The organism is Paenibacillus sp. FSL R7-0272, from assembly GCF_037969905.1.
GTDB classification, from domain to species: domain Bacteria; phylum Bacillota; class Bacilli; order Paenibacillales; family Paenibacillaceae; genus Paenibacillus; species Paenibacillus polysaccharolyticus.
Genome location: NZ_CP150221.1, coordinates 4,421,110 through 4,432,736, shown reverse-complemented (window position 1 = coordinate 4,432,736; position 11,627 = coordinate 4,421,110). Strand labels below are relative to the sequence as shown.

Annotated in this window: 12 protein-coding genes; 9 read left to right on the top strand and 3 right to left on the bottom strand. The window is 45.2% G+C overall.

Features of this window, described 5'->3' with window-relative positions; genetic code table 11:
- Nucleotides 1–55: 55 nt before the first annotated feature.
- A complete protein-coding gene (locus MKY23_RS19715) occupies nucleotides 56–310 on the top strand; it encodes a hypothetical protein (protein ID WP_244159157.1) in 255 nt (84 codons plus the stop codon).
- 175 nt (nucleotides 311–485) lie between these two features.
- Here MKY23_RS19715 and MKY23_RS19710 read toward each other — a convergent pair whose 3' ends face one another.
- Entirely contained in the window at nucleotides 486–2,360 is a 1,875-nt protein-coding gene (locus MKY23_RS19710) for a S8 family peptidase (protein ID WP_221788937.1), read from the bottom strand.
- Between the two features lie 301 nt (nucleotides 2,361–2,661).
- On the opposite strand from MKY23_RS19710, the gene MKY23_RS19705 reads away from it, so the two are divergent.
- The 4 genes from MKY23_RS19705 to MKY23_RS19690 all read left to right on the top strand — a co-directional run bounded on the left by MKY23_RS19705 (nucleotide 2,662) and on the right by MKY23_RS19690 (nucleotide 4,997).
- On the top strand, nucleotides 2,662–3,168 hold the full coding sequence (locus MKY23_RS19705; protein ID WP_090914707.1) for a YpuI family protein: 507 nt from the start codon (nucleotides 2,662–2,664) through the stop codon (nucleotides 3,166–3,168).
- 183 nt (nucleotides 3,169–3,351) lie between these two features.
- Nucleotides 3,352–3,570 carry a DUF1540 domain-containing protein gene (locus MKY23_RS19700; protein ID WP_090914705.1) on the top strand — a complete coding sequence of 73 codons (219 nt, stop codon included), beginning with the start codon at nucleotides 3,352–3,354 and terminating at the stop codon, nucleotides 3,568–3,570.
- Between the two features lie 65 nt (nucleotides 3,571–3,635).
- Nucleotides 3,636–4,025 carry a hypothetical protein gene (locus tag MKY23_RS19695; protein WP_154888625.1) on the top strand — a complete coding sequence of 130 codons (390 nt, stop codon included), beginning with the start codon at nucleotides 3,636–3,638 and terminating at the stop codon, nucleotides 4,023–4,025.
- A 225-nt stretch (nucleotides 4,026–4,250) separates the two neighbouring features.
- Nucleotides 4,251–4,997: a transglycosylase SLT domain-containing protein gene (locus MKY23_RS19690; protein WP_339831586.1), complete on the top strand. Its 747-nt coding sequence runs from the start codon at nucleotides 4,251–4,253 to the stop codon at nucleotides 4,995–4,997.
- A 107-nt stretch (nucleotides 4,998–5,104) separates the two neighbouring features.
- On the opposite strand, the gene MKY23_RS19685 is transcribed toward MKY23_RS19690, so the two are convergent.
- A protein-coding gene (locus MKY23_RS19685; protein ID WP_260511209.1) for an IS3 family transposase occupies nucleotides 5,105–6,432 on the bottom strand; the annotation gives its coding sequence in 2 pieces (ribosomal slippage) (nucleotides 5,105–6,063 and nucleotides 6,063–6,432; 1,329 coding nt in all).
- A 189-nt stretch (nucleotides 6,433–6,621) separates the two neighbouring features.
- On the opposite strand from MKY23_RS19685, the gene MKY23_RS19680 reads away from it, so the two are divergent.
- On the top strand, nucleotides 6,622–7,770 hold the full coding sequence (locus MKY23_RS19680) for a cysteine desulfurase family protein (protein ID WP_339831583.1): 1,149 nt from the start codon (nucleotides 6,622–6,624) through the stop codon (nucleotides 7,768–7,770).
- Between the two features lie 8 nt (nucleotides 7,771–7,778).
- Entirely contained in the window at nucleotides 7,779–9,020 is a 1,242-nt protein-coding gene (thiI, locus tag MKY23_RS19675; RefSeq protein ID WP_339839582.1) for a tRNA uracil 4-sulfurtransferase ThiI, read from the top strand.
- Nucleotides 9,021–9,193: 173 nt separating this feature from the next.
- Here the strand turns inward: thiI and MKY23_RS19670 are convergent, their stop codons facing one another.
- Nucleotides 9,194–9,895: a TerC family protein gene (locus tag MKY23_RS19670; protein WP_339831581.1), complete on the bottom strand. Its 702-nt coding sequence runs from the start codon at nucleotides 9,893–9,895 to the stop codon at nucleotides 9,194–9,196.
- A gap of 87 nt (nucleotides 9,896–9,982) precedes the next feature.
- Here MKY23_RS19670 and MKY23_RS19665 point away from each other — a divergent pair, with 87 nt between their 5' ends.
- Entirely contained in the window at nucleotides 9,983–10,642 is a 660-nt protein-coding gene (locus MKY23_RS19665) for a TerC family protein (RefSeq protein ID WP_339831579.1), read from the top strand.
- Between the two features lie 405 nt (nucleotides 10,643–11,047).
- On the top strand, nucleotides 11,048–11,548 hold the full coding sequence (locus tag MKY23_RS19660; protein ID WP_339839579.1) for a hypothetical protein: 501 nt from the start codon (nucleotides 11,048–11,050) through the stop codon (nucleotides 11,546–11,548).
- Nucleotides 11,549–11,627 lie beyond the last annotated feature (79 nt).

Sequence of the window (11,627 nt, the reverse complement as noted above, 5' to 3'; positions counted from 1 at the left end):
ACATCGGGTTCACTGCAATAGGTTATAGTATCACTTGAAAGGGAGTTGGTTTGAAATGATGAACCATTGTTGTCCAGAGGTTTCACCGATTGTATGTGACCCGATTCAGGTTGTTCAGGATTATTACATTCCACAGATCGTACCTGTAATCCACCCGATTGAAGTTGTGAAGCAACATCACTGTGTTCCAATACCTCATCATATGTACCCCGTTGTTATCAGAGAAGAAGGTCCAATGTATGTATCCAGCCATAAGAAAAAATCCGTGAAAAAATCTAGCAAAGCCCGCTCGACTTCTCGCAAGCGCTAATCGCAGTTAACGCCCCGGGAAAAAGAATCAAACCAAAGAGCAGCATACGCCCCGGGGCGCAGCTGCTTTTGTTTTTGGTATAATTCGACCAGAAAAACGTACACAGTCCACTCTGATGTCCGAATAACCTGGAGATTAACGCTTATCCCAGAAGTTAAGGTTATTCAATAAGATATTATTGGATATATTTTTTCATCGTGTTATCCATCTGCTGTCTGACATGCTGAGGCCAGAACTGTAACGGAGCACTGCTTCCCGATGCGGCTTGTAACGCTTTGTATACATCGATCTGACCATAACCGTAGTACTTATCATGGCCGGGTTCCCCTAGATCAATTACACTTTGCCGCATCAGATCCATAACCTCCGTATTGGTCAGATCCGGGTTCAACGAGCGAATTAATCCTGCAAGTGCTGCGACGTGTGGACTAGCCATGGATGTGCCTGACAGAGCAGCGTACTGATTGTCCGGGTACGTACTAGCAATACTTGATCCGGGAGCCATGACATCCACATAGTCTCCATAGTTGGAGTAAGAGGCTTTATTCATATCCGGGTCTGTAGCAGAGACCGCAAAAACTTCGGGATAAGCAGCAGGATATCCCGGACGCTCGGTATTATCGTTGCCGGTTGCAGCGATAAGTACGATATCCCGGTCAAAAGCGTATTTAATAGCATCATGGAGAAATTGAGCGTCCGCATAGTTACCAAGACTCATATTAATGACTTTGGCGCCATGATCGGCTGCCCAAATGATGCCCTCAGCAACCGCATACGTTGTACCTGATCCCGAGTTGTCCAGTACTTTGACAGGGAGCACCTTATTGTACCAGCTCATGCCAGCTACACCTTCGTTATTGTTTACAATCGCTCCGATGATACCGGCAACATGGGTACCATGACCGACATCATCGAGCGGTTTGTTGCCCGGATTCACGACATTGTATCCCTCGAGCAATTTTCCTTTGAGATCCGGGTGATTCACATCAACACCTGTATCTACCACGGCTACGATAACATCTTTGTTGCCCTTCGTAATATTCCACCCGCGATTTGTCTCAATGGCAGGCAGATTCCACTGATAATCCGAGAAAAGTACATCGTTAGGGATGGGTACATCCGGTTGTTCAGCGGCCGTTTCATTGGTTAAGTACATATAGTGGGGTTCCATATACAGCGGATTCCATTTACTTCCGAAATAATCTCGCAATTGTTTATAATTCATCGTTTCAGACCGAAAAACATACGTATAACCGAGCTTGCGAGCAGACTGCGTCTTCACGTCAGAACGAATGATGCGCATATCTCGTTCACCCGGATCTTGCCGGAAACGAATGACGATTTCATTTTCGTAAAAATGGCTTGCATTGGCGTTGTCATGCCCGGTCTTAACCGTGATTTCGTTTAATGTGTCGGGATGAACCGATTCGATTTTGAATTTCCCTTCACGTGGATAAGGAATCATCCGCAAATTTTTACGCTGATGCTCTTCCACGGCATTTAATACACTTTGACTAAACAGAGCGATGATGGCTCGTTTGCCATCCTTGGAGGGTTGTCCCATGACAAAGTATTTTTCTTTTCCAAGTGGAAACGAAGAGGACTCGAAGCTTTGACGCTTGTGTACCGCTTTTTTTGCCAAATTCATTGCATGAGATAATTTTTGTTGCTCCAGTTTACTACCTTCTTTGAACGCACGATCAAATCGTTTACTCGATGAGTCATCCATATTCATTAATTGAATAGACCGCATGTGCCCGTGTGAATCTTGAAGATCTTTCATATAACGGGTCACCTGTGCATCTGTCATCGTGTTCGTTTTATCCAGTATGATCCCGAGGTGCTGTTTGGCATCTACACGGGTCAGCAGATCGGTGGCTTTGATATCCTGAACTTTCAGACGCTGCTTGCTTGCATGTTCCTTCTGAGGATTCTCCTGCATAGCGCTTGGCTTGGGTACGGTACGGTTGGATGTTGGAAGCAGTAAGGTCAGCGCTAAGGCGCCCGCACCTGCTGCGAGAGCCCAGTTGATCCACCTTGGTCTGGACATAAGACAGAACCTCCTCGTTCATTTTGGACAATGACTTATACGGCGTGCTTGAACGCATCGTCGTTGTCACGGATGTAGTTATCGTTAGGAGAAGCACATATTTTTATACAAAAGAGTTTAGAGTCATTGCATGTTCCGAAGCATATATCATGACAGGAATGGAAAGCACGATTAAGGGATACCGCTCGTCAACTTTTTATGGTAGGATTATATCTGAGTATTCAAAAGGTCAGGAAACAAACATGGTTTGGCCTACCTAGATGTAAAAATGTAAGGACTTATTTAAGGGGGAGCTACCTTTATGTCAGCAGCCAATGTACAAAAAACATGTGAGTCAACCAGAGAAAAGTTAAAACCGGCGATCGATCGGATCGAAAAGTTTTTGAATGAAAATGCTTTGCCTGAACTGGATCAGAACCAGACGGAGGAGTCAACCGCCTTCTACAAAGGTTTCCTTTCAGATCTCCGTCATTTGCTCGTTTTTTCTGAAGTTTCTTACGAAAAACTTGGCGTTGTGCTGCGTCGTGCCAACTTTGATGTCGAATTTGCCGAAAAGGCTCTTTATAATACGTATCACCAAAGTGTGAACAGCTTTTTCTATCCGAAAAATGAGTGCTACTCTGAGGACGGAAGATATGCTTACACAGGTCAGGATGCCATCCGTTTCCGTGATAAGCCGATTCGGGCTGTACGCGACGTCATTTTGGAAATTTCCAAGACTTATGAAGAACTTCGTGACGACTTGGCCTATTACGAGAGTGATTATTTGACCCAGCGTCGTATGCAAAGCCAACGTAACCACGCCTAATATTTCGTAACAGACAGACCGCCCTTGTGGCGGTTTTTTTTGTTTGGATGTAAGGATGGAATGTTCGTTTCGAACTGAATGACTTTAGATAAATACGTATCCTGATACATGTTATCATCTGGCATTTCGGCGAAGAATATCGGATTTGGCGCGTGGGAACATTAGATGTCGAGGTGATAAAAAATGAGCCATGACAAACCAATTGTCAAATGCAGCGTTTCCAACTGTCATTTCTGGGGAGAAAACAACTTTTGCCAGGCTGATGCCATCATGATTGACATTGACCAGCACGCTACCCGTCGTCTGCATGAGGAATTTGCCGGAGAGACTTTTGACTCCGATCATCATGATCATGCGCGTACCTCTTCAGCAACATGCTGTCACACATTCAGACCCAAGTAAGCAGTCATCCAATCCATTAACGGAGGTGCTTTCACGTGAAGAATGATGATTTCAATGACGAACATTTGGATCGTTACAACACAGAATCGCAGAGCCAACAACAGCGCCAGCGTGTGGATTATCCAAGAAAAGCATATCGTGAGGAATACGGTGCGGAGATTACGCCGCGAGCAACCGTGCGAACCAGGGAGAGCGACCGTGTGCATTCAGATGCAGTACCGCAGAAACATGAGGCTGATCGTGTAATGGAATCAACAGGCCGTGTTGCAGGGTATATGGGTCTTGCTTTTGGTATCGCATCGTTGTTCATGTGGTCCATTGTATTGGGTCCCGCTGCGGCTGTACTTGGTTATTATGCTTATGTGAATGGACGCAAGACAGCAGGAGCCTGGTCCATCGGACTAGGTATCGTCGCTACACTGAGTTACTTTTTTATGATTCCTTTTGCACGTTAAAAAAGCGGACATTCGTTCATGGGATGGGAGAGTTATCCTCGGATCTCAGGACAATAGAAAAGCCTTCTGTATTCACTTCCTTATGGTGAATCAGAAGGTTTTTTCACATTTGCGCATATTTTTAACGTCTAATCAGCTATTTTTTATGAAAATGATGGAACCTGTCTGTAAAACCATGTAGAATAAAGTCATCTAGCTTGAATGAAACGGGAGTGGAATTAACTCATGCAAATTGATCCACGCAATTCGCGGCAATTATTGGAGTTGCAATTGTCCAATATCAATAATCAAACGAACGGATCAGCTGTGCCAACTGGTTCGACGACTGACTTTTCAAATATGATGGATGGACTGTTAAATGCGGATAATCGTAGTCTGAGCGATGCGGAAAATCAAACTTCCACCTCTAAGCGATCCAACGACGGTTTGTTGTGGCTGCAACTTGGCAGTTCCTATAGTCCTGATACGAATATTACGGGTTCTTCCCAAGCAGGTAATCTGGATTCATTGCTTGCTTTGAGCAATACAGGACAAGCTGATTCCGGCAAATCCGTGCCTACGGATTTCGAATCACTGATCTCACAGGCCAGTGCGAAGTACGGGGTCCCTGAATCTTTAATCAAAGCGGTCATCGATACAGAATCGGGTTTTAATCCGAATGTTGTCTCTTCGGCAGGTGCGAAGGGGCTGATGCAATTAATGGATGGTACGGCAGCCGGACTTGGTGTGAGTGACTCCTTCGACCCGGGTCAGAATATTGATGCCGGAACCAAATATTTATCTCTTCAGCTCCAGCGTTTTGGCGGGCAGGAGAAAATGGCTTTGGCAGCCTATAATGCTGGCCCAGGTCGGTTGTCCAGACTGGGCGTTACCAATGATAATGAACTGATGAGCATGCTCCATTTGTTGCCTGTGGAAACGCAAAATTATATTACCAAAGTTGAACGGGCTCGTTCCAAATATTCGATCTAAAATGGACATCTTCTGAGCATGTCCCAAACAAAGAGATCCAGCTTAAAAGGCAGGCCTTCATTGCCTACTTTAAAATGTACCCCTTGTAAAGGACAAATTAAAAAAGGTTAGGCAGCTTCAAGCTGTCGTCTGTATCTTGCAGGCGGCAGCTTGTTTAAGTTCCATTGGCCTCGATAATGATTGTAGTAGATCATGTAGCTCTTTACTTCTTGCTTAACCTCCTCCAGAGTCATGCATGTTTTAAAATTGGTTTCATCTTTAAAATGCCCAAAGAAGGATTCTTGTGGAGCGTTGTCCCAACAGTTTCCTCGCCGTGACATGGATTGATTGAACCCCATTTGTTTCACAAGCTTTTGGAACTTGGGGCTTGTATAGTGAAATCCTTGATCCGAATGAATCAAGGCATCCGAAGTCAGATGCCTATGCTTTTTGAGTTGTTTCAACGACTCCATTGCAATGTCCAATCCAAGGGAAGCGGAGACTTCATAGGCTAATATTTCATTCGTCTCGGCATCTTTAATCGTTGATAGATAGGCTCGTTTGCTTATCCCATAAGTTAAGTACGTAATGTCGGTTAAGAGAACCTTGCCTGCAATTCCTGGCTTAAAGGCTCGCTTTAACAGGTTGGGACAGGTTCGATGCTCTTGCGTCGCTTTAGCCATACGACGTGCTGGATTTGCTTTTCGAATGGGACAAACGATGTTGTACTTCTGCATGATCCGACGAATGCGCTTAAGATTGTATATGACGTTATACTCAAGTGCGAGCGTCATTTTAATTTGACGTGCGCCTTTGTTCCTCCTACGGTAATGGTAGGCTTTCAGGATGATCGCTTTCACCTTATGGTCGTCCTGTTCCTGCTTTTGACGATGTAGCCTGGCGCTTTCACTACAATAGCGGTAGTAGCCTGAGCGTGAAACACCAGCAATAGCACAAAGAACATGCACCTTGCCTTGGAAAGAGCAGGTATGCATCATCTGTTGAATCAGTTCGAATTTTTGTCGTGTACGGAGTTGGATTTTTTTCTTCTCATCTGCCTTTCGAGGTGATCGAGCTTTTTTAAGAATTCATTCTCCGCTTCAAGCCATTTCATTTTTGCTTCCAAACGGGCATATTTTTCTTCAAGACTTAATTCACGGTTTAGAGGACGGCCTGAAGCGTGTTTTCTACCATCCGTTAATCCAGCAGATCCTTGTTCCTGAAATGCCGTACGCCACCGATTGGAAGCCTTTTGAATCCGGGTTGCACCCAAAACGTCAATGGGGAAGCCAGCTTCCTGAAAGATTTCACTGGGAAGCGTACCTTGACTATGTTGTTGAATAAATCGTTCTTTGAATGCATCCGTGTATGTAATCGCTTTAGCACTAACATTTCTTACATAGGGATTTCTTCTCAACTGATCTTGCTCTTGCATTGTAAAGTGTTTTTTTGACATTTGCTTGACCACCGCTCGTTTTTTATTCATTGTACACAAAAAAGACCCTACAAGATGACCTTTTTTAAGTGTCCATCTTATAGGGTACATTTTACTTTCAGTTGGTCTTTTTTTTGTGTTGTACGGAGATCGTGTTACAATGCTCACTATAGGTTAATGAACGAACGAATAAGGAAGGTGCACCTTGTTTTGAAATATTTTGATTATGCTGCAACGACTCCTCCATATCCCGATGTGGTTCGCACGATGGCGGAAATTATGGAAACACAGTTCGGAAATGCGTCGTCGATTCATGGATACGGTGAACGTGCAGATCAATTACTACGCCGAGCGCGGATAGGCTGTGCAGCCACAATCGGTGTAAAAGCAGATGAAATCGTATTTACATCCGGAGCAACGGAGAGTAATAACCTCGCGATTAAGGGGGCTGCACTTCGGTATAGTTCACGGGGAAAACATATTATAACTACGGCAACGGAGCACGCATCTGTGTATGAGAGTGTGTTGCAGTTACAGCAATGGGGATGGGATGTAACCTTTATTCCTGTAGATTCAAGAGGTGTCGTTACTGCTGAGCAGGTACTAAAAGCTGTTCGTTCGGACACCGTGCTTGTTAGTCTGATGCATGTGAACAATGAGACGGGTGCGATTCATCCGGTAGAAGAGATTGGTAATCTGCTCAAAAAAAACGCGCCACGGGTCCTTTTTCATGTAGATGGCGTACAAGGTTTCGGAAAAGTGCACGTTGCACCAGACAAATGGAAAGCGGATCTGTACAGTTTGTCCGCTCATAAAATCCGTGGGCCGAAAGGTGCCGGGCTCCTCTATGTGAGAAGTGGCGTAGAGCTTATACCACTGCTATCCGGTGGCTCACAGGAGCATGGGCTCAGGGCAGGCACTGAGAATACGGCTCTGATTGTGGGTATGGCCAAGGCAATGCGGATCGCAACAGAAAGGCAGATTGATTTTTCGAGTCGAATTCGCATTCTTCGAGACCGAGTGATGAAGACGATTGCTGCTATCCCGGAGCTCGAGCTCAACAGTACGCACGACGGAGCGCCACATATTGTACATTTTTCCTATCCTGCTATGAAAGCAGAAGTAGCCTTGCATACCCTGGAGCAACTTGGCTGTACGGTGTCTACCCAGTCGGCATGCTCCTCGCGTTCGGCTGAGCCAAGCCGGGTGCTGCTTGCCATGGGAAGAGATGTTGCCTGTGCCGCTGGGGGATTGCGAATTAGTTTCGGTGATGAACATACAGAAGAGGATGCAGCCATGCTGGAAAAGGCACTGCATCAGATGGTGGCACAATTACGGCCACTCGAAAGGCGGATGTAAATTAAATGTTGAATTATGATATGTTACTTCTCCGTTTTGGAGAGTTTATGTTAAAAGGAAAAAATCGTGCGCGATTTGAGAAAACGATCATCACTCAAGTCAAGGCACTGCTTAAGCCTTATCCAGGGGCAAGTCTGCGTAAAGAATATGGACGAGTCTACGTGGATCTTGGTGGTGAATCCCACACACAGCTTATTCCCGTGCTCAAACGTGTATTTGGTGTAGCGTCTATCAGTCCTGTGAAAGTAACGCCTTCCGAGATTGACGAAATTGTTCAAACTGCGGTTGCGTTTATGGATGAACGAGCTGAAGAATTCGGTGAAGTCACGACCTTCAAGGTAAACGCGCGTCGAGTGTGGAAGGCCTTCCCGCATTCTTCTCATGAAACAAATCATTTGGTCGGTTCACCGATTCTGCGCAAATTTCAACAGTTGAAGGTCGATGTGCGTGACCCTGATATCGAGTTACGTGTAGAAATCCGGGAACAAGGCACTTATATTTTCAGTGAAGTCATTCCTGCCGCAGGCGGATTCCCGCTTGGAACAAATGGCAAGGCAATGGTCCTCTTGTCTGGAGGGATAGACAGTCCCGTAGCTGCATGGTCTTCCATGCGCCGGGGACTCGAAGTCGAGTGTGTGCATTTTTATAGTTATCCTTTTACCAGTCAGCGGGCCAAAGAAAAAGTGATTGATCTTGCCCGTGCGCTTGCAGATCACGCAGGTTCGATCAAATTACACCTGGTTCCATTTACAGAGATTCAGACCGCATTCACCCAGTTGGGTCAAGATAATCTGATTATTACCTTAATGCGGCGTTCCATGCTACGAATTGCCACCAAGCTGGCAGAACGTGAACGTGCTCTCGCGCTGATTACTGGTGATAGTCTGGGTCAGGTGGCAAGCCAAACCCTTCCGAGCATGAATGTCATCGGCCGCGCTACGGACCTGCCTCTGCTGAGACCGCTGGTCATGATGGACAAGCAGGAGATTATTTCACTTTCCAAACAGATTGGAACGTATGATATCTCGATTCTGCCTTATGAAGATTGCTGTACATTGTTTGTTCCAAAATCACCATCCACCAATCCGAATCTGCGGATTGTGGATAAAATCGAAGCAACGATGAACCATCTGCCGGAATGGCTGGATCAAGCGGTAGAACAGACAGAAACGATAACTTTGTATGCCGGGGAAGCTTCAGTATTGACGGGGCAGCCAGAGAACAGTGAAATGAAGGATGACTGGTTTTAAATGTGGTGGTTATTTGGGGCATGCCAAATTAGAGGTAGACATAACAAATGAAATGTAAATAGAACACAAAAAGAACAGGACTAACCAAGGTGAGAAGGGGGTAGTCCTGTTCTTTTTGTGAGACGTTATTTCGTAAATGTATTGCTTCTATTGCCTCTATTTCCTTGGCTCGTCTATAAATAGGAACGTTGCTGTTTAGCTTGGGCTTTCTTACTTGTAGTTCGTTTACGGTAACCAAGAAAAACAACACCTCCAATCACTACAGCGATGAACAGGATGCGGATTGCCGGATGCTCCGTGAAAAAAGGCATAATCCGTTTCTCTTCAGTAATCATATTTGCAGCAGTGTAACCTAGTACCATAGCGCCAACATAGATAATCCAGGGAAAGTGGTTCATCAGTTTGATGAACAAGGTGCTACCCCAAACGATAATCGGGACACTGATCAGCAATCCGAGGATAACAAGTACCAGATGTTGTTGCGCAGCCCCCGCTACGGCAATCACATTGTCTAGTCCCATGGCTGCATCCGCAATGATGATTGTACGAACAGCGGCCCAGAGGGAAGTATCGGCTTGAATGTCATTGTGCTCCTCTCCCTGATCTGCCACCAGTTTATAGGCAATCCAGACCAGGAGTAGGCCTCCTGCGAGTAAGAGCCAAGGCACTTTGAGCAACCATAATACAACGACGGTGGCTGCAATCCGAATGAGAAGTGCACCGCCTGTGCCGAACAGGATCGCCTTTTTTTGCACGGAAGGATGGAGATTTCTAGCTGCAAGACCAATGACGATGGCATTATCGCCAGCCAGGATCAGATCAATAAAGACAACATTCAACAAGGACAGCCAGAATGTTGGACTAAGTAGCTCCATTTGATATGTCACTCCTTATATATTCTTCAAACACTAAGAATAGCATGTACATCTTTCACATACAAGTTAGAGTGGGGGGATGAGGAGATGGATACGCTATGGCTGTTAACACAAATTTTAATGATCAATCTGGTATTGAGTGGAGATAACGCGGTTGTCATTGCAATGGCGAGCAAAGATTTACCTCCAGCTCAACGTAAAAAAGCAGTATGGTGGGGAGCACTTGGTGCAGTACTTCTACGTTGCATACTTACTTTCGCGGCTGTACTGTTGCTGGGGATTCCTTTTATTCAGGCGGCAGGCGGGTTGTTATTGTTCTGGATTGCGCTGAAGCTGCTGCTTCAAAACGATGATGAGGTACATATCCGTAACGCATCCACAACCTGGAAAGCGATTCAGACAATATTGGTAGCTGATTTTGTGATGAGTCTGGATAATGTATTAGCGATAGCTGCATTGGCGGATGGAGACCTGGCTCTAATTGTTATCGGGATTGCTATTAGTATTCCTATTGTAGTATGGGGTAGTGGTGTCATTGTGGGACTGCTCAAACGCTTTCCGATTCTGGTGTATGCGGGATCAGGAATACTTGCGTTTACCGCAGGAGAAATGTTGATGAAAGACCCGAAGCTAGGGGAGTGGCTGGGCGGAATGGCAGCACAAGCTCATGCAATGTTACCAGCAGCGTTAGCTTGTCTGGTTATAGCGGCGGGAGGGGCACATAGATTCGTTCGCCGAAATGCCTAGATGTCAACATGAGTTTGAATTTGCTTTTTGTTTGAGAGGTGTCCCATAAGGGATACCTTTTCTGTTTTTAATATGCCGGAGGCGTTCCGTCAAGAAGAGTCGGCGTTTTTTTCGCATGTGAACGATAAAGGATAGAGCAATGAAGAGGGAAAGAATCTTCGTATCGTAAGTTTATCTGATATTATATATGGTGTCTCTAAAGGGAATACAGATTAAGATTGGAGGCATAATGTATATTTCGCTTGAGTTAGGACGACTCATTTTCGACATCAGTATAGTTTTTTGTGGAAACATCAGATACACTGTTAACATCAGGTTATAGCTTGTTTTTACAATTCAAAATGTGTTTAGTACTGGGAGAGTCAGCATAGTTCGGAATTACATAATTAACGAAAACAAGAGGTGATTATAATGAAGAATGAAAGAGCGATCGGATTATTTATTGTAGTTGCTGGTCTTGTCATTTTGCTCGGTAAATTAGGAGTGTTTGGGTTTATTGGTCGAAATTTCTGGCCTCTGTTGCTATTGCTGCCAGGTATTGCTCTTTATGCATTGTTTTATGCCCGAATTGCGCCGTCCTGGTCGTTAATGCCTGCGGGAGTTCTTACGGTGTATGGTGTACTGTTCAGCATAACGAACATATGGGGAGCCGGGCTAATGAGAAATTTGTGGCCAACCCTATTGCTTGGAATAGCTGTCGGCTTGCTTGGATATGGTGCTGTTGAGCGACGAAGACCCGAATTTGTCTATCCTGCTGCCCTAATTATCGGAGCGGTATCCATCGTATTGTTGGCGTTTACGCTGTTACAGACAGGGATCATTTATGTACTTGCTGTTCTGCTTATTTTGGGTGGAGTCTGGTTGCTTGCTGGGCGAGGGCGTATAGGCCGAGGCAGGGGATGGTAAACATCTCCGGTCTTAACCAAGGGAGTTTCGAGCGAAATATCTTGATTTTTACCTATGATAAACTATAATATAAGGGATA